Source organism: Limnohabitans sp. 15K, assembly GCF_002778285.1.
Lineage (GTDB): Bacteria > Pseudomonadota > Gammaproteobacteria > Burkholderiales > Burkholderiaceae_C > Limnohabitans_A.
The window spans coordinates 1,748,407-1,771,364 of the sequence record NZ_NESM01000001.1; the positions used below are offsets into that span (position 1 = coordinate 1,748,407).

General features: G+C 58.2%; 20 protein-coding genes. 18 read left to right on the forward strand and 2 right to left on the reverse strand.

The features are described from left to right. The first annotated feature begins 128 nt into the window (after nucleotides 1-128). The 7 genes from B9Z40_RS08250 (at nucleotide 129) to B9Z40_RS08280 (ending at nucleotide 6,300) form a co-directional block, all read left to right on the forward strand. A complete protein-coding gene (locus B9Z40_RS08250) occupies nucleotides 129-2,000 on the forward strand; it encodes an ATP-binding protein (RefSeq protein ID WP_100172711.1) in 1,872 nt (623 codons plus the stop codon). Nucleotides 2,001-2,017: 17 nt separating this feature from the next. Then, on the forward strand, nucleotides 2,018-2,737 hold the full coding sequence (locus B9Z40_RS08255; protein WP_100172712.1) for a response regulator transcription factor: 720 nt from the start codon (nucleotides 2,018-2,020) through the stop codon (nucleotides 2,735-2,737). An 88-nt stretch (nucleotides 2,738-2,825) separates the two neighbouring features. Then, complete coding sequence (locus B9Z40_RS08260) at nucleotides 2,826-3,086, forward strand: DUF3297 family protein (RefSeq protein ID WP_100172713.1); 261 nt, start codon at nucleotides 2,826-2,828, stop codon at nucleotides 3,084-3,086. Nucleotides 3,087-3,094: 8 nt separating this feature from the next. After that, nucleotides 3,095-4,294, forward strand: a complete 1,200-nt coding sequence (locus B9Z40_RS08265; protein WP_100172714.1) for a CaiB/BaiF CoA-transferase family protein — start codon at nucleotides 3,095-3,097, stop codon at nucleotides 4,292-4,294. 218 nt (nucleotides 4,295-4,512) lie between these two features. After that, nucleotides 4,513-5,589 carry a 4-hydroxyphenylpyruvate dioxygenase gene (gene hppD / locus B9Z40_RS08270; RefSeq protein WP_100172715.1) on the forward strand — a complete coding sequence of 359 codons (1,077 nt, stop codon included), beginning with the start codon at nucleotides 4,513-4,515 and terminating at the stop codon, nucleotides 5,587-5,589. Nucleotides 5,590-5,667: 78 nt separating this feature from the next. Further along, nucleotides 5,668-5,994 (forward strand): hypothetical protein, encoded by a 327-nt coding sequence (locus B9Z40_RS08275; RefSeq protein WP_143473942.1) that lies wholly within the window; start codon nucleotides 5,668-5,670, stop codon nucleotides 5,992-5,994. A gap of 3 nt (nucleotides 5,995-5,997) precedes the next feature. Further along, nucleotides 5,998-6,300: a type II toxin-antitoxin system RelE/ParE family toxin gene (locus B9Z40_RS08280; protein ID WP_100172717.1), complete on the forward strand. Its 303-nt coding sequence runs from the start codon at nucleotides 5,998-6,000 to the stop codon at nucleotides 6,298-6,300. 6 nt (nucleotides 6,301-6,306) lie between these two features. On the opposite strand, the gene recQ is transcribed toward B9Z40_RS08280, so the two are convergent. Beyond that, nucleotides 6,307-8,190 (reverse strand): DNA helicase RecQ, encoded by a 1,884-nt coding sequence (gene recQ, locus B9Z40_RS08285; protein ID WP_100172718.1) that lies wholly within the window; start codon nucleotides 8,188-8,190, stop codon nucleotides 6,307-6,309. A gap of 416 nt (nucleotides 8,191-8,606) precedes the next feature. Here recQ and queC point away from each other — a divergent pair, with 416 nt between their 5' ends. Both queC and B9Z40_RS08295 read left to right on the forward strand, forming a co-directional pair. Continuing rightward, the gene (gene queC / locus B9Z40_RS08290; RefSeq protein ID WP_100172719.1) at nucleotides 8,607-9,326 is read left to right on the forward strand and encodes a 7-cyano-7-deazaguanine synthase QueC; all 720 of its coding nucleotides are present in this window, start codon (nucleotides 8,607-8,609) and stop codon (nucleotides 9,324-9,326) included. A 25-nt stretch (nucleotides 9,327-9,351) separates the two neighbouring features. Continuing rightward, nucleotides 9,352-10,398, forward strand: a complete 1,047-nt coding sequence (locus tag B9Z40_RS08295) for a homocysteine S-methyltransferase family protein (RefSeq protein WP_100172720.1) — start codon at nucleotides 9,352-9,354, stop codon at nucleotides 10,396-10,398. Nucleotides 10,399-10,497: 99 nt separating this feature from the next. Here B9Z40_RS08295 and B9Z40_RS08300 read toward each other — a convergent pair whose 3' ends face one another. Beyond that, a complete protein-coding gene (locus tag B9Z40_RS08300; protein ID WP_100172721.1) occupies nucleotides 10,498-11,262 on the reverse strand; it encodes a tyrosine-protein phosphatase in 765 nt (254 codons plus the stop codon). 108 nt (nucleotides 11,263-11,370) lie between these two features. Here B9Z40_RS08300 and B9Z40_RS08305 point away from each other — a divergent pair, with 108 nt between their 5' ends. From B9Z40_RS08305 to B9Z40_RS08345, 9 genes are all read left to right on the forward strand, one after another. Then, complete coding sequence (locus B9Z40_RS08305; RefSeq protein WP_100173007.1) at nucleotides 11,371-12,579, forward strand: PAS domain-containing sensor histidine kinase; 1,209 nt, start codon at nucleotides 11,371-11,373, stop codon at nucleotides 12,577-12,579. Next, a complete protein-coding gene (locus B9Z40_RS08310) occupies nucleotides 12,576-13,229 on the forward strand; it encodes a response regulator transcription factor (RefSeq protein ID WP_100172722.1) in 654 nt (217 codons plus the stop codon). Before B9Z40_RS08305 ends, B9Z40_RS08310 begins: the two co-directional genes overlap by 4 nt. Nucleotides 13,230-13,436: 207 nt before the next feature. After that, complete coding sequence (locus tag B9Z40_RS08315) at nucleotides 13,437-14,843, forward strand: CmpA/NrtA family ABC transporter substrate-binding protein (protein ID WP_100172723.1); 1,407 nt, start codon at nucleotides 13,437-13,439, stop codon at nucleotides 14,841-14,843. Between the two features lie 6 nt (nucleotides 14,844-14,849). Next, nucleotides 14,850-15,716 carry a nitrate ABC transporter permease gene (ntrB, locus tag B9Z40_RS08320; RefSeq protein ID WP_100172724.1) on the forward strand — a complete coding sequence of 289 codons (867 nt, stop codon included), beginning with the start codon at nucleotides 14,850-14,852 and terminating at the stop codon, nucleotides 15,714-15,716. Next, a complete protein-coding gene (locus B9Z40_RS08325; protein ID WP_100172725.1) occupies nucleotides 15,706-16,581 on the forward strand; it encodes an ABC transporter ATP-binding protein in 876 nt (291 codons plus the stop codon). Before ntrB ends, B9Z40_RS08325 begins: the two co-directional genes overlap by 11 nt. A gap of 46 nt (nucleotides 16,582-16,627) precedes the next feature. After that, nucleotides 16,628-17,071 (forward strand): cyanase, encoded by a 444-nt coding sequence (gene cynS / locus B9Z40_RS08330; protein WP_100172726.1) that lies wholly within the window; start codon nucleotides 16,628-16,630, stop codon nucleotides 17,069-17,071. 175 nt (nucleotides 17,072-17,246) lie between these two features. After that, nucleotides 17,247-19,721: an EcoAI/FtnUII family type I restriction enzme subunit R gene (gene hsdR / locus B9Z40_RS08335; RefSeq protein ID WP_100172727.1), complete on the forward strand. Its 2,475-nt coding sequence runs from the start codon at nucleotides 17,247-17,249 to the stop codon at nucleotides 19,719-19,721. A gap of 9 nt (nucleotides 19,722-19,730) precedes the next feature. Further along, complete coding sequence (locus tag B9Z40_RS08340) at nucleotides 19,731-21,200, forward strand: class I SAM-dependent DNA methyltransferase (protein ID WP_100172728.1); 1,470 nt, start codon at nucleotides 19,731-19,733, stop codon at nucleotides 21,198-21,200. Continuing rightward, nucleotides 21,197-22,948, forward strand: a complete 1,752-nt coding sequence (locus B9Z40_RS08345; protein ID WP_158238070.1) for a restriction endonuclease subunit S — start codon at nucleotides 21,197-21,199, stop codon at nucleotides 22,946-22,948. The genes B9Z40_RS08340 and B9Z40_RS08345 overlap by 4 nt, the downstream gene beginning before the upstream one ends. Nucleotides 22,949-22,958: the final 10 nt, after the last annotated feature.

A 22,958-nucleotide genomic window follows, 5' to 3' on the forward strand; every position in this document is an offset into this window, starting at 1 on the left:
CCTACGGGTCGATCGTTGCGTGATGGCCGCACATCCTCACAGTTACTCTCACTTTCAGGGCGCCTTTTGGCTTGAATTGACAAAGGTGCGGTTTATGGCCTGTCAAGCTTCTATGATTTGCAGCATCCATGAAACGCTTGTTATGTCTGCTGTTGCTGTTGTTGTTTCAACTGTCCTTGCAGGCAGGGCAGGACCGCTATGAAATCGAAACGGCGTATTTCCATGATGGGCAACACAAGCACACCCTTGCGAGTGCCCAGGCGCAGGCATTCAAACCCTATCGAGGCCAATTGCGCCTTGGTTTTACCGAGGGTGAAACATGGATTCGCATTCGACTGAAAGACCCCCAGGCGGGCGCGTCGACAGAAAGGCCTTCTTCGCTGACGTTCAGGGTGGAGCCCTATTCACTGGACAGGTTGGCCTTCTACCAAGAGGACGCAGGCAAGTGGACGCAACAATTGGCGGGCGAGCTGCAGCTGCAAAAGAAAAAAATTTGCATTGAATTGCAACATTGCTTTGAATTCAGCACGTCGAATACCGGCGATCAGTTTGCGTATTTGAAAGTTGAAACGACCGCTGTTCGCATTGTGCGCACCGAACTGATGACGGCGGATGACGCACTGCAGTCATCGATTGCAGCCATTAAAAGCGTCAATTCCGCGCTGAATCTTTCCATCGCATTGCTGGTCCTGTCGGTGATATTTTTCTTCTTCGAGCGGTCACGCTTGTTGGTGGCTTTTTGCGGCTTTCAAACCGCGGTTGTGTTGTCGATTTGTGCTTTTGCTGGCGTCTTCCCCCATGGGTGGGCGTTCATGTCTGCGGTTCAACCCAATACCGTGGCTGGATTTGCGTTGGTGATGCGGCTGGCGATGACAGTCCTGATGGCCTGGATCGTGGTTTCTGCTTACAAGCCCAGTCAAACCTATGTGAAATGGGTTGTCGCTGTTCTTTTGGTTTGTGGTTTCAATCTTCTGCTCGTTTTGACAGGGTACGAAACCGAAGCGGGTTTGTTGAATTACTGCGTCGGATTCATTAGCCCCTTCATCCAAATCTGGGGGGCTCGCACAGTCAGTGAACCCATGCCTGGACGGTGGATTTTCAGGACGGGATGGCTCATTTATTTACTGATCATTGTTTTGGGATTTCCCTACAACTTGGGCACTCCGGACTGGCGCGACCAATTCAACTTTGCGCAGTCCAGCGGTGATTTGCGATTCAACGGCATTTTTATTGGCATGGTGGTTTTCTGGCTGGTGTTGAGTGAAAAATCCAGCCGTAATTTGAGAAAAATGCAGGAGCTTCAGGCCTTGCAAATTCAAGCCGCCGAATCCAAAGTCCATGAAGAAGGATTAAAAGAACGCAGAGAGCTGATTGACATGCTGACGCATGAGCTGAAGACGCCCTTGAGCACCATCAAATTTGCCATGGCGTCCATCAAAAGAACAGCGTTGGTGCAAGGTGAATCTGCAGAAAGGGTTCAGAACATCGATGCCTCTGTCAACCGCATGGATGCGATGATCGAGCATGTGGCAATGTCCAACAAAATTGAGCGCACGGACGCTCACGGCTTGGAAGAAACCGTTTTGGCGCTCGAATTGATGAATGTGGTGATGCAGGAGTACCGTGAGCCTGAGCGGTTTGAGCTCGATATCCAGGAGGGCGTCGTGTTTCGTGCAGCGCCCCATTTTTTGGCTTTGATCATCGAGAACCTGGTGAGCAACGCAGTCAAGTATGCGGCGGACGACAAAATCAGGATCAGCATCCATGATGGCCCAGAGAACATGACTTGTTTTCGGATCAGCAACCGCGTCGCGGCCGAAAACCATCCCGATGAGGCGCGTTTGTTTGAGCGTTATTACCGCCATCCGAGCTTTCAGAGCAGTCCAGGCATGGGCATTGGCCTGAGCTTGGTGAACTCGGCAGCGCAAAAAATGGGTGCCCAAGTGCGTTACCAAAAAATCGACCAAGACGTGGTCTTTGAAGTGAGGTTTCCCCGTTGAACACCCTGAGCCGAGATATGACAGACACCCCTTGGCCGTTGGTGCTGGCCTTGGTGGAGGACGATCGTTTTCTGCGCGAAGAAATCGAAGTCCATTTGAGGGCACACGGTTTTGAGGTGCACGTCGCCAACAGCGCTGTGGGACTGGACGATCTCAATGCCCGCATTGCTTTTGATCTTTACCTCATCGACCTGAATTTGCCTGGAGAAAATGGCCTGAGTCTGTGCCGGCGTGTCCGTCAGTCACGGCCTGATGCCGGTATTGTGATCATGACCGCCCGTGTGGCCCTGAACGACAAGATTGCGGGCTACAAACAGGGTGGTGCAGATCTTTACCTGACCAAACCGGTGTCGCCTGATGAGCTGGTTCTGGTGCTCTTGAGTTTGGGGCGTCGCCTGAAACAGTCGCATACAGCGAAAGAATGGTCCCTGAGTCTGCGCGATCGCACCTTGATGGGGCCGGATCAGGACCAGAAACTGCGCTTGACCAGCAAGGAAAAAACCATTTTGCTGGCGCTTGTTCAGGCCAAGGACAACACGCTGGAGTCTGTGGTGCTGTGCGATTTGTTTGCAGAGGAGGATGACGACACCTCGATGAGCAAACATGCCTTGGAGGAATTGATTGCCCGTTTGCGCAAGAAATTCAAAAGCGTCCAAGCTGACGGGGATGAGCCGGCCATCAAATCGGTGTGGGGGGTGGGTTACCAGCTGTGTGTCCGGATCAAATTTGTCCATTGATGGCAGGCTGGACGACTGACCCAGACAAAAACCGGAAAGTCCTTCGGGTTTTGGTATAGATTCGGTAGGTTTTAAAAAATTCAATGCCATGACCGATACCCCTACTGAAGCAAGCCCTCGTCCAGAACTGCCCGACCGTTTGTCGATCGACGCCCGCAGCCCGCACCATGTGCGCGCCGTGTTTGAGCACGACATCGGCATCCGATTCAACGGCAAGGACCGCAACGACGTCGAGGAATACTGCATCAGCGAAGGCTGGGTACGCGTGCCCGCTGGCAAGACGCTGGACCGCAAAGGCCAGCCGCTGCTGATCAAGCTCAAAGGCCAAGTCGAAGCGTTTTACCGCTGAGTCTATGCATGAACAAAAGGGTGCAGCAACTCCCGCTCGAAGGCCTGCGTGTCGTCGAGTTCACGCACATGGTCATGGGCCCCACCTGCGGTATGGTGCTGGCCGACATGGGCGCAGAGGTCATCAAGGTCGAACCCATTGAGGGCGACCGCACGCGTCATTTGTTGGGTTCGGGCGCGGGGTTTTTCCCCATGTTCAACCGCAACAAGAAAAGCATCCAGCTGAACCTGCAAAGTCCTGAAGGGGCCGAAGTGGCGCGCCGTTTGTGCGCCACGGCCGATGTGGTGGCCGAGAATTTCAAGCCCGGCTCCATGGTCAAGTACGGCCTGGACTACGTCAGCCTATCGGCCAGCAACCCCAAGCTGATTTATGCCAGCCTCAAGGGCTTCTTGCCCGGACCCTACGATCACCGCACAGCGCTCGACGAGGTGGTGCAGATGATGGGGGGCTTGGCCTATATGACGGGCCGCCCCGGTGACCCGCTGCGCGCAGGCACCAGCGTGAACGACATCATGGGCGGCATGTTTGGCGCGATTGGCGTGCTGGGTGCACTCATTCAGCGCGGCATTACAGGGCGTGGGCAAGAAATTCAATCGGCTCTTTTTGAGAACAACGTGTTTTTGGTGGGCCAACACATGTTGCAGTACGCCATCACGGGCAAGGCCGCCGAGCCCATGCCCAACCGCATCTCGGCTTGGGCGGTGTACGACGTGTTCACCGTCAAAAATGGCGAGCAGATTTTCTTGGCGGCTGTGAGTGATGCGCAGTGGGCCATCTTCTGTGACGTGTTGGGTTTTGCCGACCTGAAAGCCGATGCGCGTTACTTTGACAACAATGCGCGCGTGTCTTTGCGCGCCGAGTTGATGCCTGATTTGCGCCGCCGCTTGGAGGCATTCACCGCCGCCGAGCTGACCACGATTTTCGAGAAAGCTGGCCTGCCCTTTGCACCTATCGTCAAACCCGAGCAACTGTTTGACGACCCGCATCTGCAAGCCACCGGCGGCCTGGCCGATGTGCGCCTGACCGATGGCCCCAAAGCAGGGCAAAGTGCACCCGCCGCCTTGCTGCCTTTCACCATGGGCGGTCAGCGTTTGGGTGTGCGGCACCAGCCGCCCAAGCAAGGCGAAAACACAGACGAATTGTTGGCCGAACTGGGCCTGAACGCATCGGACATCCAGCGTATGCGTGAGGCCCGCGCTGTGGCCTGATCAAGTGGTCAAATGGCGCTTGACAGGCGGTTGATCAGCCGCCAGTATCGAGACATGTCCATCCAGGTTTTGATTTTCGGCATCCACCTCGCGCGCAGCACGCGGGGCAAGCCTTGCGCACCGCCGCAGGGCTTTTAAGCATTCCCTTTTTCGCTTGACCGATTTCATTCGGGCCCCGCTCACCTGCAGCGTGGCCCGGTTCACTGCTGGAGATTTTCATGACCGATTTGTTTGACAACCCCATGGGCCTGTGCGGCTTCGAGTTCGTCGAGTTCGCATCCCCCATTGCCAACACCTTAGAGCCGCTGTTCGAGCAGATGGGCTTCTCGCTGGTGGCCAAGCACCGATCCAAAGACGTGGTGCTCTACCGCCAGGGCGACATCAATTTCATTGTCAACCGCGAACCCAAAAGCTTGGCGGGTTACTTCGCTGTCGAGCACGGCCCTTGTGCCTGCGCCTTGGCATTTCGTGTGAAAGATTCGCACAAGGCCTATGAACGTGCCCTCGAGTTGGGTGCCCAACCGGTGGATGTGCCCACCGGCCCCATGGAGCTGCGCCTGCCGGCCATCAAGGGCATTGGTGGCGCGCCTTTGTATTTGATCGACCGTTTTGAAGACGGTAAAAGCATCTACGACATCGACTTTGAATTCATTGACGGCGTGGACCGCCACCCGCCTGGTCACGGCTTCAAGCTCATCGACCACATGACGCACAACGTCTACAAAGGGCGCATGGCGTATTGGAGTGGTTTTTACGAAAAGCTCTTTAACTTCCAGGAGATTCGCTACTTCGACATCAAGGGCGAGTACACCGGCCTGACCAGCCAGGCCATGATGGCCCCTGACGGCATGATCCGCATCCCACTCAACGAAGAGTCGGGCAAGACGGGTGGCCAGATCGAAGAGTTCTTGATGCAGTTCAACGGCGAGGGGATCCAACACATCGCGCTGCTCACCGACGACCTTTTGAAAAGCGTGGACGCACTGCAGATGGCGGGCATTCCGCTCATGACCGCACCCAACGACATCTATTACGAGATGCTCGAAGAGCGCTTGTCTGGCCATGGCGAGCCGGTGCCCGAGTTGCAGGCGCGCGGCATTTTGATGGACGGCTCGACCGCGAATGGCGAGAAGCGTTTGCTGCTGCAAATCTTCAGCCAAACCCTACTGGGCCCGGTGTTCTTTGAATTCATCCAGCGCAAAGCTGATGAGGGTTTTGGTGAAGGCAACTTCAAGGCGCTGTTTGAAAGCCTGGAGCGCGACCAGATCAGGCGTGGGGCGATTCAAGTGGCGTGAGCGGCTGGCGCGAAAGCTATGGCTGTGTAAAATTGCTCCGGGTAGTCACTTATGACTACCCAAAAACCGGAGTCTGTCATGACCGCCACTTCTGCCGCTACTTCAGCCACCATTCCCACCAGCCTTAAGTTGCCAGGCGCGCTCAAGCTGCAACTTGAAGAAGATGCCAAGCAAATGGGCATGAGTTTGCACGCTTTCATGGTGAGCACGCTGGCCGATGCCGCGCAGCGCAAGCGCTTGAGGCAAACATTTGCACAAGACGCGGCGGATGCGCTTGCCGACATGAAGGCCAGCGGAAAAGGTCATTCGTTGGACGATGTCCGGCTCTATTTTTCTCAACTCAAAGAACATCGTCAGGACAAGAGCGCGCCGCCTGCACCTTTGCAACCGAAAAAAATGGGCTGAGGTGTGAGCACCGTATTTCTGAGCCAAGCCGCGTTCCAGGACTTGGTGCGCCTGGAAACTTTTTTGTACGAGTCCGAAGATCCCTTGGCTGGGGAGTTGCTCGATTACATCCTGGATGCCTTGCAAGTGTTGACGCATCAACCCGGCATTGGTCGCCCGGTAGAAGGTGGTTTGCGTGAACTGATCATCTCCCGCAGGCGCAGCGGATATCTGGCGCGCTATGCGTGGGACGATGCCCTTGACCGGGTCATGGTGGCCCGCATTCGTCACCAGCGGGAAGCTGGTTATCAGGACGGAGAGGTTTGAGGCGCTTCAAGCCGCCCCATTGCATACGCGCAGCACCTGCTCGCCATAGGCTTCAAGCTTTTTCACGCCCAGCCCGCTGATGCCTTGCAGGTCGGGCAGGCTTTGCGGGGCCGCCTCGGCAATGGCGGCCAGCGTGGCGTCGTGGAAGATCACGTAGGCTGGCAGGTTGTGCTCCTTGGCCACTTCGGCGCGCCAGGATTTGAGGTTGATGTAGCGCACCATCGCATCCTGCCCCAGATTGGCCGCCGCTGGCCCCGGTGCGCTGCGTGAGCGGCTTTTTTTGTCGCTGCGCTGGCTGGTGCTCTCGCGCAGCTGCACCGGTACATCGCCTTTGAGAACGGCGCGTGAGGCTTCGGTCAGGTGCAGGGTGCTGAAACCGTCTTCGGTGTGCACATGCAGCGCACCAATGGCGATCAGTTGGCGCATCACGGCGCGCAATTGTTGTTCGCTGTAATCTGCCCCGACACCAAAAGTACTGATGCTTTCGTGGCCGCGTTGCACCATTTTCTCGGTCTTCTTGCCGCGCACGATGTCCATGGTGTGGCCCGCACCAAAGTTGTGGCCACTGCTTTGCTGTGTGCGGTACACAGTGGACAGCAGTTTGCGCGCTGCGTCGGTGCCGTCCCAGACTTCGGGCGGGTTCAGGCAGTTGTCGCAGTTGCCGCAAAACGGCATGTAAACACCTTGGGTGCTGTCTTTGGGGCCGCTATAGGTTTCGTCAAAGTAACTCAGCAGCCGCACTCGGCGGCAGTCGGTCGCTTCGGCCAGAGCCAGCAAGGCGTCGAGCTTGCCGCGCATGACCTGCTTGAACTCTTCGCCCGCCGGGCTTTCGTCGATCATGCGTCGCTGGTTCACCACGTCTTGAAGGCCGTAGGCCATCCACGCATCCGACGCCAGGCCGTCACGTCCTGCGCGGCCGGTTTCTTGGTAATAGCCTTCGATGTTTTTCGGCATGTCCAGGTGCGCCACAAAACGCACATCGGGCTTGTCGATGCCCATGCCAAAGGCCACGGTGGCCACCATCACCACGCCCTCTTCGCGCAAAAATTCGTTTTGGTGGCGCTGGCGCATGCCGGCGTCCAAACCCGCGTGATAGGGCAGTGCGTGGATGCCCGCCTCGCACAACATGGCCGCAATTTCTTCGACCCGCTTGCGCGACTGGCAATACACCACGCCCGCTTCTTCAGGGTGTTCGCGGTCAATGAAGCGCAGCAGCTGCGTGCTGGCGTCTTTTTTCTCGACGATGGTGTAACGGATGTTGGGCCGGTCAAAGCTGCTGATGAACAGCTCAGCGCTTTCCAGTTGCAGGCGCTCGACGATGTCGGCACGCGTCAGCGCATCGGCGGTGGCTGTTAACGCCACACGCGGCACGCTCGGGTAGCGCTCGTGCAGGACTGTCAGGCCTCTGTATTCGGGCCGGAAGTCGTGGCCCCACTGGCTCACGCAATGCGCTTCGTCGATCGCAAACAGGCTCAGCAGCCCGCGTTCGAGCAGCGAATCCATCTGCGCCAGAAAACGGCCGTTGGTGACGCGCTCGGGCGCTGCGTAAAGCAGGGTGATCTCGCCGCGCAATAAACGCCGCTCGATGTCGCTGGCTTCTTCGCTGGTCAGGGTCGAGTTGAGAAAAGCGGCGTTCACACCCGCTTCGTGCAGCGCACCCACTTGGTCGTGCATCAATGCGATCAGGGGCGAGACCACCACGGTGATGCCCTGGCCTGCGCGCTGGCGCGCAATGGCCGGAATTTGGTAGCACAGCGACTTGCCCCCGCCCGTTGGCATCAGCACCAGCGCATCGCCCCCTGCAGCCACATGGTCGATGATGGCTTGCTGCGGGCCGCGAAAGGCGTCGTAGCCAAAAACTTCGCGCAGGATGGGGAGGTGGGGGGACACTGGGGTTTGACGGCTTTTTGAAGGCTTGATTGTCCGCTATTGATGGGGTGGGTTTTGCGTGAGTCGTTTGAGTTTTTGCGGGTGTGGTGTGGGTGGGTGAGGGCGGGCACAGGGTTCCTCATGAGGCGGGGGTACGCCAAAATCGTCACCCTCTGCCCGCCCTCACCCACCCACACCAGACCATGGGCTGCGCGGCCAGCAACACCAAGGCCAACATTTATCGCCAGTAAGGACAGCTGTCATTGCCAGTAAAGCTAACGACCACCACCAGCGTTTGGAAGGGGGCGGCGACGGGCGACGATTTTGGCGTACCCCCGCCTCATGAGGAGTCCGCCGCCGTCCCCTTCCAAACGCGCCCAGCCGTACCCCTCCTCTGAAAGCTCTCCGGGGAGCGGCAGCGTTTACCATTCCAGCCCATGCACACCTCCGCCCTCGTCCTGTTTTCCGGTGGCCAAGACTCCACCACCTGCCTGGCCCATGCTTTGTCGCGTTATGAACGCGTCGAAACCTTAGCGTTTGATTACGGCCAGCGCCACAAAGTCGAGCTGGACGCTCGCCTGAACGTATTGGCAGCCATCAAAGTGCGCTTTCCGCAATGGGCCCCCAAGATGGGCGAAGACCATTTGCTGGACGCCGGCATCCTCGGCCAGATCAGCGAAACGTCCCTGACCCGCGACACGGCCATAGAAATGGAAAGCACGGGCCTGCCCAACACCTTTGTGCCGGGGCGCAACCTGTTGTTCCTCACGCTGGCCGCCGCTTTGGCCTACCGCCGAGGCTTGCAAGTCATCGTCACGGGTGTGTGCGAGACCGATTTCTCGGGTTACCCCGACTGCCGCGACGACACCATGAAGGCCATGCAGGTCGCCCTGTCGCTGGGCATGGACCGCAAGTTGCTGATCGAAACGCCGCTCATGTGGATCGACAAGGCCCAAACTTGGCAATTGGCGCACGACCTGGGCCAAAAAGCTGACCCAGCACAAGGCGGGCAAGCACTGGTCGACCTGATCGTGGAGCACACCCACACCTGCTACCTGGGTGACCGCACTCAGCGCCACGACTGGGGTTATGGCTGCGGCCAGTGCCCGGCGTGCCAGTTGCGAGCGGCGGGCTTTGCGCGGTTCCAAAAATCCTGAAGGCCGCACTTTTACAATAGGGGCCATGAAGACCCCTTTTTACACCCGCGCCCAAGCGCTGCCCGAGATCCTGAAAACCCGCATCGCCATCCTCGATGGGGCCATGGGCACCATGATCCAGCGCTTCAAGCTGACCGAAGCCGACTACCGGGGTGAGCGCTTCAAGGACTTCCCCAAAGACGTCAAGGGCAACAACGAGCTGTTGAGCTTGACCCGCCCCGACGTGATCCGCGACATCCACGAAGGCTATCTGGCCGCCGGTGCCGACCTGATCGAGACCAACACCTTTGGCGCGACCACCGTGGCCCAGGCCGACTACGACATGCAGCACCTGGCTCGCGAGATGAACCTGCAGTCTGCCAAGATCGCTCGCGCCGCCTGCGACAAATTCTCCACCCCCGACAAGCCCCGCTATGTGGTGGGCGCACTCGGCCCTACGCCCAAAACCGCCAGCATCAGCCCCGACGTGAACGACGCCGGTGCCCGCAACGTGACCTTTGAAGAGTTGCGCTCCGCTTATTACGAGCAGGTCGAGGCGTTGGTCGAAGGCGGCTCGGACGTGTTGCTGGTCGAGACGATTTTTGACACGCTCAACGCCAAGGCCGCGCTGTTTGCCATCGAAGAATTCTTTGAAGCCAGCGGCCAGCGCCTGCCCCTCATCATCAGCGGCACCGTGACCGATGCGTCCGGCCGCATTTTGAGTGGTCAGACCGTCACCGCTTTCTGGCACAGCGTGCGCCACGCGCAGCCCCTGGCCATTGGCCTGAACTGCGCTTTGGGCGCGACGTTGATGCGCCCCTACATCCAGGAGCTGAACAAAGTCGCGGGCGACACCTTCATCAGCTGCTACCCCAACGCCGGCCTGCCCAACCCCATGAGTGACACCGGCTTTGACGAAACGCCGGATGTGACCAGCCGCTTGTTGCATGAGTTTGCCGCCGAAGGCCTGGTCAACATCGTGGGCGGCTGCTGCGGCACCACGCCCGAGCACATTGGCGCGATCGGCAAGGCCGTTGCACCTTTGGCCCCGCGCAACGTTCACAGCGGGTTCTTCTACCAAGAAGCGGCCTGAGGCTTTTAAGCCTTTTCCTGTGGGAGGCCGCCACCGCGGCCGAATGCGTGCAGTGACAAGGCGACCCTTCGCGAGCAGGGGCTCGCTCCCACCAAAGAATCAATCTTCAAGCAGCAGCTTTTGCAACTCGGCCAGCTCTTGTGGGCTGAGGCTAATCGCGCCGTGCAGATAGTTCTGCATGCCGCCGTGTTGGTTGTCCACCGCGTCAAATGCAGCGTTCAAAAACTCGGGTTGAACTTGCCACAGCACCTTCATCACATGCGGGTGGCCCTGGCCTTCGAGTCGGGCATCGCGTTTGTAGAGCTGGTTGGTCAGCAAGTAATCGTGTGTGATGGTGGCTCGGTCGACACCCAGCGCTGAGAGCAGCAGCGCCGCTGCAAACCCGGTGCGGTCTTTGCCTGCGGTGCAGTGAAACACCTGCGGCGTGGGTTGTTCCAGCAAATGCTTCATGAACCGGCTGTACGTGTCCGCATTGCGGTTCACAAAGTCGCGGTAGGTCTCGCACATCAGTGCCACGGTTTCTTCGGTGGTGGGCACCACGCCCTGCGCCACCAGCGCTTGCATGCGGGCGATCACGGTCGGTTCGATGGTCAGCGCCACCCGCCCAATGCCCTCAATGGCATAGGGCGTGGTTGTGCATTCGGCCGTGCCGCGAAAGTCTAAGCTGTGGCGAACACCGAGCACCTTCAATCGCGCCACATCGGCCTCGCTCAATCCCGCCAGATGGTCCGAGCGAAACACATGGCCACGTTTGACGCGCTGGCCCCCAGCCGTTGGGTAGCCGCCCACATCGCGGAAGTTGGACGCGCCTTGCAGTAAGGGTGCCACTGTTGGGCGCTCGGGAGTTTCAAAGGCTGAATTCATAAGCTGCATTGTCGTAGTCAGCCTCGCGCAGAGCTGTTGCTGCTGCGACATGGCCTCCTTGACGCAAGGAGTACCCAAGAGGTGGCACGCCGTTTGCATGGGGTGTTCATGCACCTCGATTCGAACCCGATCCCAGCTGTCAGCCCCACCGACACCCCTGCCTGGCGCGACCCCTTGGGGCTGATGTTGGCATCGACAGGCGAGGGGGTTTTCGGGGTCGATCTGGAAGGTCTGTGTGTTTTCATCAACCCGGCCGGTGCGCGCATGATCGGCCTGGAACCAAAGCAAGTGTTGGGGCAGAACATGCATGTTTTGACGCACCATTCACACGGCGATGGGGCGCATTACCCGATAGACGACTGCCCGATTTACAACGCCTTTCGCCAGGGCCAGCCCTGCCGCATTGACAGCGAGGTGTTCTGGCGCGCAGACGGCAGCAGCTTCCCGGTGGAATATTCGAGCTACCCGGTTTTCGATCAGGGCCAGGTGCGCGGCGCGGTGGTGACCTTTGTGGACATCACTGAGCGCAAACGCGCTCAAGAGGCCTTGCATCAAGCCAAGAACGAGTTGGAACTGCGTGTGGCCGAGCGCACTCAAGCGCTTGAAACCGCTTTGCAGCAATTGCGCGAACTGGCCGCTTGGTCTGAGGCGGTGCGCGAAGAAGAGAGAACCCGCATCGCTCGCGAGGTACATGACGAGTTGGGCAGCTTGTTGGTGGCCCTCAAGATGGATGTGGGTTGGCTAGACAAGCGCTTGTCCGAGCAGGAGCAGCGAGCAGCGGAAGAAGCGCAAGCCATGCGCGAGAAGATGCGAGGCAAGTGCCAGAACATGAGCCGGTTGATTGAAAACGCCGTGGTCAATGTGGGCCGCATCATCACCGACCTGCGCCCCAGCATCTTGGATCACCAAGGCTTATGGGGCGCGCTGGAGTGGCAAGCACAAGAGTTTGTGCAGTCGGCCGAACAAGAACTCAAGTGGTGCATGGAAGTGGACGAGCAGCGCGTGTTGCCCGAGCCCATGGCCATGGCGGTGTTCCGCATCTTTCAAGAAATGCTGAGCAACGTGGGTCGCCATGCGCAAGCGCAGACCGTGGATGTGGACATCGTGGAGCGTGAGGGCTGGCTGCACCTGTCGGTGGAAGACGACGGCTGCGGGGCTTTGTCCCAGGCGTTTGAGTCGGCGCAGGCCTACGGCATCATGGGCATGCGGGAGCGGGCGCGGCACTTTGGTGGCCTGATCGACATCGACAGTGCGCCGGGCCGCGGTACGCGCATGCGCTTGTCCATGCCCTTGCCTGCGCATGAGGGGGCTCTGTGAATACCGCTGTGCGCGTGCTCCTGGGCGACGACCACAAGATCGTGCGCGAGGGTCTGAAAATGGTGCTGGCCGACGATCCCGCCATCCGGGTGGTCGCCGAAGCCGAAACCGGCCCCGACGTGCTGGCCTCCGTAGAGGCTCTGCAAGGCCCGCAAGGGCTCGACGTGGTGCTGCTCGACATCGCCATGCCGGACATGGACGGGCTGGATGTGTTGCAAAGCCTGCGGCGGGACTGGCCCGGCCTGCCAGTCCTGATGCTCAGCACTTACCCCGAAAAACAATATGCAGTGCGCTGTATCCAGTTGGGTGCATCGGGTTACCTGAACAAAAGCACCGACACCGACGACTTGATGGCCGCTCTGCGTCGTGTGGCCGCAGGCGGCATGCACGTTTCGCCAGCCACCGCTGAGGCACTGGCCAGCTTGGTGAGCCCGGGGCGCACCAAAAGCGGGATTGAACTGCTTTCGCACCGCGAGCATCAGGTGTACCTTTTGTTGACCCAAGGCCACACCGTGACCGAAATTGGTGCGCAATTGAGTTTGGCGCCCAACACGGTGAGCACTTACCGTGCACGCATCCTGGAAAAGACCGGCACCAAGAACGATGTGGAGCTCGCTTTGTACGCGCAAAGCCTGCACAGCGGCCTTTGAACTTGTCTGTTTTTGTGGGAGCGGCGCCTTCGCCGCGATGAACGGTGAAAACCGCCTTGAAGCAGCCAGAAATTTGTAGGGCCAGCCCTACACCGCCCCGACAAATACCTTGCGAAATGAATCCGAGTGTCGACGCTGGCACGTCATCCACGATTTCTGGCCCATAGATTGCAAGGAGACAGGCATCACTCACTTTGCGAGGCCGCCATGTCTGAATTCTTCGATCCGTACAACGCCGACCGCCCCCTGATGCTCAAGTGCAGCTGCGGGCGTGACCACTCGCCCGCCGACCACCACGCCGAAGTAGCGGCCGATGCCGCTGCCGCGCAATTGCGCGCCCGGTCAGAAACCGCCGAGTTTGAGGCCTACAGCCAAGAATTCATCGAGGCCACTTTGGTCAAGTCCTTGTTCCCACACGACGAAGAGCGACGCATGTTTTTGCGTGCTGTGGGCAAGAAGACCGCCATGGCCGCGATCGCCAGCGTGTTGCCCATGGCCAGCCTGCAAGCCATGGCGCAAGAAAAAGGACCACTGGAAAAAACCAATTTGAAGATCGGCTTCATTCCAATTACCTGTGCCACGCCACTCATCATGGCGCACCCCTTGGGCTTTTACCAAAAGCAGGGCCTGAACGTCGAAGTTACCAAGACCGCAGGCTGGGCCTTGGTGCGCGACAAGATGATCAACAAGGAATACGACGCTTCGCATTTCCTCTCGCCCATGCCCTTGGCCATCAGTATGGGCCTGGGAGCGAACGCCACGCCCATGAACGTGGCGACCATTCAAAACGTCAATGGTCAGGCCATCACGCTCGCCATGAAGCACAAGGACAACCGTGACCCCAAGAACTGGAAGGGCTTCAAGTTCGGCGTGCCCTTTGACTACTCGATGCACAACTTCTTGTTGCGCTACTACCTGGCCGAAAGCGGCCTGAACCCCGACACCGATGTGCAGATTCGCGTGATTCCACCAGCCGAGATGGTGGCCAACTTGCGCGCGGGCAACATCGATGGCTTTTTGGGTCCAGATCCTTTCAACCAGCGTGCCGTGTTCGACGAAGTCGGCTTCATCCATGTGCTGACCAAAGACCTGTGGAACGGCCATCCTTGCTGCGCCTTTGGCACCAGCACCGAATTCATTCAGAAAAACCCCAACACCTTTGCTGCGCTGTACCGTGCCGTGCTCACAGCCGCCGCTATGGCGCGTCAGCCGGGCAACCGCGAGTTGATTGCCAAGGTGATCTCGCCTGCGCAGTACCTGAACCAGCCCGAAGCCGTGCTCAACCAAGTGCTCACGGGCAAGTTTGCCGACGGCCTGGGCAAGGTCATGAACGTGCCCGACCGCGCCGACTTTGACCCCATGCCTTGGCAGAGCATGGCGGTGTGGATGCTCACTCAGATGAAACGCTGGGGTTATGTGAAGGGCGATGTGAACTACAAACAAATCGCCGAGAAAGTCTTCTTGATCACGGATGCGCGCAAGCACATGAAAGACCTAGGCCAGCCCTTCACCGCAGGCCCGGCCTATGCCAAGCACACCATCATGGGCAAAACCTTTGATGCCGCCAAGCCTGAGGAATACCTCAAGAGCTTTGCCATCAGCAAGATGGGTTGATGGGCCATGAAAACCACACACCTCAATTTGCGAGCGGCCATGGTCTCGCTGCTCATGTTCCTGGTCTTTCTGGGGGCGTGGCAGCTGTCGGCCACCGCGCCCACAGTGGCTGGCGCAGCCAAGGCTGGCATGAGCGCCGAAGAGATCGAGTACCAGAAGATGATGGGCAAAGACCCCGGCGCCGTTAAAAGCACGGGCTTCCCGCCACCGCTGGAAGTGGGCAAAGCCATCGTCGGTCACTTGGCCGATCCGTTTTACGACAAAGGTCCTAACGACAAGGGCATTGGCATTCAGTTGGCGCATTCCTTGGGCCGAGTGGGGCTGGGCTTTTTCTTGGCCGTGCTGGTGGCGCTGCCGGTGGGTTTCATGATCGGCATGTCGCCCCTCATGCGCAAGGCATTTGACCCCTTCATTCAGGTGCTCAAGCCCATCAGTCCGCTGGCTTGGATGCCGCTGGCGCTGTACACGCTCAAAGACTCGGATGTGAGTGGCATCTTCGTGATCTTCATCTGCTCGGTCTGGCCCATGCTGATCAATACCGCCTTTGGTGTGGCTGCGGTCAAGCGCGAATGGCTGAATGTGGCCAGCACGCTGGAAGTGCGACCGTTGCGCAAAGCTTTTCAGGTGATCTTGCCGGCTGCGGCCCCCACCATCGTCACCGGCATGCGCATCAGCATGGGCATCGCTTGGTTGGTGATCGTGGCCGCCGAGATGCTGGTGGGCGGCACAGGCGTGGGCTACTTTGTATGGAACGAGTGGAACAACCTGTCACTGGTCAATGTGATCTTTGCGGTGCTGGTGATCGGTGTGGTGGGCATGTTGCTGGACTTGGCTTTTGCCCAAGTACAAAAGGCGGTGACCTATGTGGAGTGACACCAGCGACCGCGAGCTGATCGCACCTTTGCCTACAGCGTCTTATGCACCCCAACCCAAGGCCAAAGCCATGACCCCTTTCCTCCAAATTGAAAAACTGGGCAAGGCTTACCAAAGCGACAAGCCGGTGTTTTCAAATGTCTCCTTCAACATCGACAAGGGTGAATTCGTCTGCATCATCGGCCACTCGGGCTGCGGCAAAACCACCATCTTGAACGTTCTCGCAGGCTTGGACACGGCCAGTGAAGGCCATGCCTTCATGGACGGCCGCGAGATCGCAGGCCCGAGCTTGGAGCGTGGCGTGGTGTTCCAAAGCCACGCCCTCATGCCCTGGCTCACGGTGCGGCAAAACATCGCATTTGCCGTCAAGTCCAAGTGGCCTGAGTGGAAAACCCCTCAGGTCAATGTCCATGTGGAAAAGCATGTGGGCATGGTGGGCCTGTTGCACGCCATCGACAAAAAACCCAGCCAGCTCTCGGGCGGCATGAAGCAGCGTGTGGGCATTGCACGTGCCTTTGCCATTCAGCCCAAGATGCTGTTGCTCGATGAGCCCTTTGGTGCATTGGATGCGCTCACACGCGGCACGATTCAGGACGAGCTGATGGGCATCGTGCGCCAGACGCAGCAGACGGTCTTCATGATCACCCACGACGTGGACGAAGCGATTTTGTTGTCCGACCGCATCTTGCTCATGAGCAACGGCAACGAATCGGGCGGCAGCTATGTCCCCGGTGGCTTGGCCGAAGTGGTGATCAACCAATTGCCGCGCGAGCGTACCCGCGCCCAACTGCACCACCTGCACGGCTACTACGACATGCGCAACCACATCGTCGACTTTTTGGTCTCTCGCGCCAAAGCCCATTGAAGTTTTTCAACCCTGATTTTCATCAACTCCCCTTAAGAGGTCTTTCATGAACCGTTTAGAAGTCACCGAAAAAATCATCTCCACCAAAGTGGCCAAAGGCATTAAGTGGAGCGACGTTGCCGAGAAAGTCGGCCTGTCCAAAGAATGGGTCACTGCAGGGTGCCTGGGTCAAATGACCTTTGACGCTAAGCAAGCCAAAATCCTCGGCAAAATCTTTGGCCTCACCGCTGACGAGATCAAATGGCTGCAAGTGGTGCCCTACAAAGGCTCTTTGCCCAGCCAAGTGCCCACCGACCCGCTGATCTACCGTTGGTACGAAATCGTGAGCGTCTACGGCACCACCATCAAAGAGCTGATCCACGAAGAGTTTGGCGACGGCATCATGAGCGCCATCGACTTCAGCATGGACATCGTGCGCCAGCCCGACCCCAAGGGCGACCGCGTGAATGTGGTGTTGTCGGGCAAGTTCTTGCCTTACAAGCAGTACTGAGCAACCCAAGGGTCCTGCTGGGGCTCCCGCAAAAGCCGTGCAGGTTTAAGGCCTGCACGGCTTTTTTACGTTTTCTGACCATCTGACGGTCCGCAGCTTCAAAAAAGCCGACAAAGTGATTAAAAATAGAAGATCCCGCCACGTCCTTTAACCAAGAGCCCACGCGAGCCCCAGCTTGGACAAGAAACAACTCTCCGAAAGCGACATCTGCGACAAGTTCATCCGCCCCGCCATGGAGCAGGCCGGGTGGCACGGGCTCGACCAGATTTACCGTGAGTTTCCCTTGCGGGCAGGGCGTGTCAGTGTGCGCGGTAACAAAGCCCACCGCGACCAAAGCACTGTGCTGCGGGCCGACTACGCCTTGTTTTTCAAAGCCAACATCCCTATTGCGGTGGTCGAGGCCAAAGACAACAACAAGCCCATGGGCTCGGGCATGGCCCAAGCCATCAACTACGCCGAGCTGCTGGGCGTGCCCTTTTGCTTTGCCAGCAATGGCGACGGGTTCGTGTTCCGCGACGCCACATTGGCCGATGGCGTGCTGGAGAAAAACCTCACCTTGGACGAATTCCCCTCGCCGCAAGACCTGTGGGAGCGCTATTGCGCTTGGAAAGGCTGGACGCCCGCCGTTCGCCAAGTGGCCGAGTTTGACTACGCACCCAGCAAAACGCCGCGTTACTACCAAATCAACGCCATCAACCGCACGGTCGAGGCCATTGCCCAAGGCCAAAACCGCGCCATGCTCGTCATGGCCACTGGCACCGGCAAGACCTACACCGCGTTCCAGATCATCTGGCGCTTGTGGAAGAGCGGTGCCAAAAAGCGCATCCTGTTTCTGGCCGACCGCAACATTCTGATCGACCAGACCATGGTCAACGACTTTCGGCCCTTCAAGGGCGCGATGGCCAAGCTCAGCCCCAACGCCAAAGGCGTAGAACGTGTTGACGCCCAAGGCCAGGTCACATTGGAAAACGTAGACCTTGCCGTCAACAAAACCACCAAGCTGGTTGATAAGAGCTACGAGATTTACCTTTCGCTCTACCAGGCCGTCACCGGCACTGAAGAAGAGCGCAACATCTACAAACAGTTCAGCCCCGACTTTTTTGACCTGATCGTGGTGGACGAGTGCCACCGAGGCAGCGCCAACGAAGACTCGGCTTGGCGCGAGATCCTCACGTATTTCGGCAATGCCGCGCAGGTGGGCCTGACGGCCACGCCCAAAGAAACGCAAGACACCTCCAACAGCGATTACTTTGGCGAGCCCATCTACACCTACAGCCTCAAGCAAGGCATCGAAGACGGCTTTTTGTCGCCCTATAAAGTCGTGCGGGTGGACCTCGACAAAGACACCTTTGGCTGGCGGCCCACGCAGGGCATGACCGACAAACACGGCCACCTGATCGAAGACCGCATCTACAACGCCACCGACATGAACCGCAAATTGGTTCTGGAGCAGCGCGACCAAGTGGTGGCCGCCAAGGTCACCGAATACCTCAAGGCCACCGACCGCTACGCCAAGACCATCGTGTTTTGCGAAGACATCGACCACGCCGCCCGCATGCGCCAAGCGCTGGCCAATGCCAACGCTGACATTTGCAAAGACCACCCTCACTACGTGGTGCAAATCACGGGCGACAACGCCGAAGGCAAAGGCCAGCTCGACAACTTTATCGACCCAGAAAAGCCCTACCCCGTGATCGCCACCACCTCCAAGCTCATGAGCACCGGGGTGGACGCACAAACCTGCAAGCTCATCGTGCTGGACCAGAACATCAAGTCCATGACGCTGTTCAAGCAGATCATTGGCCGGGGCACCCGTCTGCGCGAAGATCTGGGCAAAACCTGGTTCACCATCCTCGACTTCAAACGCGCCACCGAGCTGTTTGCCGACCCCAAGTTTGACGGTGAACCCGTGCAGATTTACCAGCCCAAAGGCGATGAACCTGTCACCCCGCCAGATGACTTGCCAGGCGCAGTGGGCGCAATTGGCCGTTTGACGACAGGCCAACCCGATCCATTGGATGGCCCCTTTGGCGCACAAGCAGGCGGTTACACCGCGCCCGGTGCAGGCGGTGATGTTGAGCCTAAAAAATACGTCCTCGGCGGCATGGTCACCGTGGCGGTAGCACGCGAGCGTGTGCAATACCTCAGCGCCGACGGCAAGCTCATCACCGAAAGCCTGCGCGACTACACCCGCATCAACTTGGCCAAGCAATACGACTCGCTCGACAAATTCTTGCAAGCCTGGAACGACGCCGACCGCAAAGCTGCTTTGGTGGAAGAGCTGGAAAAACAGGGTGTGCTGATCGAAGCACTGGCCGAAGAAATTGGCAAAGACCTTGACCCCTTTGATTTGCTTTTGCATGTGGCCTACAACATGCCGCCCCTGACCCGCCGTGAACGCGCCAACCGCGTCAAAAAGCGGAACGCCTTCACCCAATACGGCCCTGTGGCACGCAAGGTGATCGACGCACTGATCGACAAATACGCCGACGAAGGCATCGCCACCATCGAGAGCAACGAAGTCCTGAAGGTCCAACCCTTCACCGACTTTGGCAGCCCCGTGGAACTCATCAAAAGCTTTGGCGGTCGCCCCCAATACCTGGGCGCACTGCAAACGCTGGAGCGCGAGCTTTACGCCGCCAAACCCTAAAGAATCCGAATGTCCAACCTCTCCTCCGTCATCAAATCCATCCAAGACATCATGCGCCAAGACAGTGGCGTGGATGGCGACGCGCAGCGCATCTCGCAGCTCACTTGGCTCTTGTTCCTCAAAGTGTTTGACGCGCTCGAAGAACAGCTGGAGCTGACCCGCGACGACTACAAAAGCCCCATTCCTGAGGCCATGCGCTGGCGCAACTGGGCTACCGACGCCGAAGGCATCACAGGTGATGCCCTGCTGGACTTTGTGAACAACCAGCTCTTTGCCACCCTCAAAAGCCTGAGCGGTGACGCCCAGCGCAACCCCCGTGGCTATGTGGTGCGCGGCGTGTTTGAAGATGCCTACAACTACATGAAAAGCGGCCAGCTGCTGCGCCAGGTCATCAACAAACTCAACGCGATCGACTTCAACCGCCAGGCCGAGCGCCACCAGTTCAACGACCTCTACGAGAAAATCCTCAAAGACCTGCAAAGCGCAGGCAACGCGGGCGAGTTCTACACCCCCCGCGCCGTGACGCAGTTCATGGTGGACATGGTCAACCCCCAGCTGGGCGAGCGCGTGATGGACCCGGCCACCGGCACGGGCGGCTTTTTGGTCTGCGCCATCGAGCACCTGCGCAAACAAGTGCACAACACCGACGAAGAAGCCACGCTGCAAAACAGCATCCTGGGCGTTGAGAAAAAACAAATGCCCCACATGCTCTGCGTGACCAACCTCATGCTGCACGGCATCGAAGTGCCCAGCCTGGTCCGCCACGACAACACCCTGAGCCGCCCGCTGCGCGACTACACACCCGCTGAGCGCGTGGACGTGATCTTGACCAACCCGCCTTTTGGCGGCATTGAAGAGCCGGGCATCGAGCAAGGCTTTCCGGCCGATGTGCGCACCAAAGAAACGGCGGATTTGTTTTTGGTGCTCATCAAACACATCCTCAAAACCAACGGCCGCACCGCACTGGTGTTGCCCGACGGCACGCTGTTTGGCGAAGGCGTGAAGACCCGCATCAAAGAACAACTGCTGGCCGAATGCAACCTGCACACCATCGTGCGCCTGCCCAACGGCGTGTTTGCGCCCTACACAGGCATTAAAACCAACCTGCTCTTTTTCACCAAGGGCAAGCCCACCGAACACGTTTGGTACTACGAGCACCCCTACCCAGCGGGCGTGAAGAACTACAACAAAACCAAGCCCATCCGCATCGAAGAATTCGACGCTGAAAAAGCCTGGTGGGGCACCGAGGCCGATGGCTTTGCCGCCCGCGTGGAAAACGAACGCGCTTGGAAGGTGAGCATCGACCAGATCAAAGCCGCCAACTACAACCTCGACCAAAAGAATCCGCATGCCGCCGAAGTGGTGAGCCACGACCCCGAGCAACTGCTGGCCGACTACGCCCGCCTGCAAACCGAGGCGCAAAGCCTGCGCGACCAACTCAAAAGCATCCTCGCCCAATCGCTGGGAGCCCCAGCGTGAGCGCAGAGCTGACGGCGCAAGAACCCAGCGCCAAATACCTGGTGAATTTGCAGCCCCCACTGGTACGGCATTTTGACTTGATCGCCCAAGCCCCCGGCGGCGTGGCCCGCCTGCGCGAACTCATCTTGACGTTGGCCGTGCAAGGCAAGTTGGTGCCGCAAGACCCGAACGATGAACCGGCGAGTGAACTGCTCGAGAAAATCAGGGTTGAGAAAGACCGACTGATTGCAGAAGGCAAGATCAAGCGGGACAAGCCGTTCGCCGAAATTACTGATGAAGAAAAGCCCTTTGAGTTGCCTACAAATTGGTCATGGTGCAAAGGTCGCGAAATATTCAACGTGATTCGTGGTGTGACTTATCAAAAAACTGATGCACGCGAAACATTTGTCGAAGAACACCTCCCACTGCTGCGAGCCAATAATATTCAAGCAACTATCAACCTCGATGGTCTTGTATATGTTCCAAGGCATTTGGTCTCGGATGACCAGTGCTTACGCAAAGGTGACTACCTTGTGTGCTTGGCTAGTGGCAGCAAAAAGCTTGTAGGTAAGGCTGCACCTTTCACCTCAGATGTAGCTTGCACGTTTGGCGCTTTTTGCGGGGTAATTCGTCCGTTATCTGAAATGGACTTTCTCGCAATTTACCTTTCAAGCCCGCTGTATCGGGATACTGTTTCGGCAGCCTCAGCAGGCATTGGAATCAATAACCTCAAGGGGACATCACTCCTCGGGCTTGATATTCCGTTACCACCACTGGCCGAGCAATCCCGCATAGTCACCCGCGTCGAAGAGTTGATGCAACTCTGCGACGCCCTCGAAGCCAGCGGCCGACTCGAAGCGCAGCAACACACCCAACTCGTCAACACCTTGCTTGGCACGCTCACCCAAAGCGAATCGCCCGAGGCACTGGCCGACAACTGGCAACGCATCGCCACCCACTTCGACGTGCTGCTCGACCGCCCCGAAGCCGTGGACGCCCTCGAACAAACCATCCTCCAACTCGCAGTGCGCGGCCTCCTCGTCCCCCAAGACCCCACCGACGAACCCGCCAGCGTCCTACTGCAAAAAATCCGCACCGAAAAAGACCACCTCATCGCCCAAGGCAAGATCAAACGCGACAAACCCTTGCTACCCATCACCGACGAAGAAAAACCGTTTGAGTTGCCGCAGGGGTGGGAGTGGGTTTCGTTGGGCTTGTTGACGTCATTTGTCACAAGCGGATCTAGAAGCTGGAAAGACTTTTATTCAGCTGAAGGGGCAACTTTTATCCGCTCCCAAGATATCAAGTACGACCGCCTAGAGTTCGATGAGCGTGCGTATGTGAAATTGCCAATTGGCACTGAGGGCGTCCGAACACAGGTCCGCCTTCACGATGTATTGATCACTATTACTGGTGCAAATGTAGGCAAGGCAGCTGTAGTCGCTCAGTCGATGGATGAAGCGTATGTAAGCCAGCATGTTGCACTTGTAAGGCTTTGCGATACTCGGTTAGTGGACTTTTTGCATCTGTGGCTTGTGAGTGAAGGCGAGGGCAGAAAACTACTTTTGATGAGTAGCTATGGGGCAAAGCCGGGACTTAACTTGCAGAACATCAATGATTTGCCAGTTCCACTTCCGCCGATCGCTGAACAATCTCGCATCGTCATCCATGTCAACGAACTCCGCAGCCTTTGCGCTGATTTACGCCAACGCCTAGCAGCCGGGCAAACCGTGCAGTCGCATTTGGCGGATGCCTTGGTGACTGGTTAAGGCGCGCAAC

Excerpts from the sequence above, each read along its gene's own strand:
- B9Z40_RS08255 (WP_100172712.1), top strand. The coding sequence starts at position 2,018 with ATGACAGACACCCCTTGGCCGTTGGTGCTGGCCTTGGTGGAGGACGAT.
- queC (WP_100172719.1), top strand. The coding sequence starts at position 8,607 with ATGCACACCTCCGCCCTCGTCCTGTTTTCCGGTGGCCAAGACTCCACC.
- hppD (WP_100172715.1), top strand. The coding sequence starts at position 4,513 with ATGACCGATTTGTTTGACAACCCCATGGGCCTGTGCGGCTTCGAGTTC.
- B9Z40_RS08295 (WP_100172720.1), top strand. The coding sequence starts at position 9,352 with ATGAAGACCCCTTTTTACACCCGCGCCCAAGCGCTGCCCGAGATCCTG.
- B9Z40_RS08300 (WP_100172721.1), bottom strand. The coding sequence starts at position 11,262 with ATGAATTCAGCCTTTGAAACTCCCGAGCGCCCAACAGTGGCACCCTTA.
- cynS (WP_100172726.1), top strand. The coding sequence starts at position 16,628 with ATGAACCGTTTAGAAGTCACCGAAAAAATCATCTCCACCAAAGTGGCC.
- B9Z40_RS08305 (WP_100173007.1), top strand. The coding sequence starts at position 11,371 with ATGCACCTCGATTCGAACCCGATCCCAGCTGTCAGCCCCACCGACACC.
- B9Z40_RS08250 (WP_100172711.1), top strand. The coding sequence starts at position 129 with ATGAAACGCTTGTTATGTCTGCTGTTGCTGTTGTTGTTTCAACTGTCC.
- B9Z40_RS08315 (WP_100172723.1), top strand. The coding sequence starts at position 13,437 with ATGTCTGAATTCTTCGATCCGTACAACGCCGACCGCCCCCTGATGCTC.
- B9Z40_RS08265 (WP_100172714.1), top strand. The coding sequence starts at position 3,095 with ATGAACAAAAGGGTGCAGCAACTCCCGCTCGAAGGCCTGCGTGTCGTC.
- B9Z40_RS08340 (WP_100172728.1), top strand. The coding sequence starts at position 19,731 with ATGTCCAACCTCTCCTCCGTCATCAAATCCATCCAAGACATCATGCGC.
- B9Z40_RS08275 (WP_143473942.1), top strand. The coding sequence starts at position 5,668 with ATGACCGCCACTTCTGCCGCTACTTCAGCCACCATTCCCACCAGCCTT.
- B9Z40_RS08260 (WP_100172713.1), top strand. The coding sequence starts at position 2,826 with ATGACCGATACCCCTACTGAAGCAAGCCCTCGTCCAGAACTGCCCGAC.
- ntrB (WP_100172724.1), top strand. The coding sequence starts at position 14,850 with ATGAAAACCACACACCTCAATTTGCGAGCGGCCATGGTCTCGCTGCTC.
- B9Z40_RS08325 (WP_100172725.1), top strand. The coding sequence starts at position 15,706 with ATGTGGAGTGACACCAGCGACCGCGAGCTGATCGCACCTTTGCCTACA.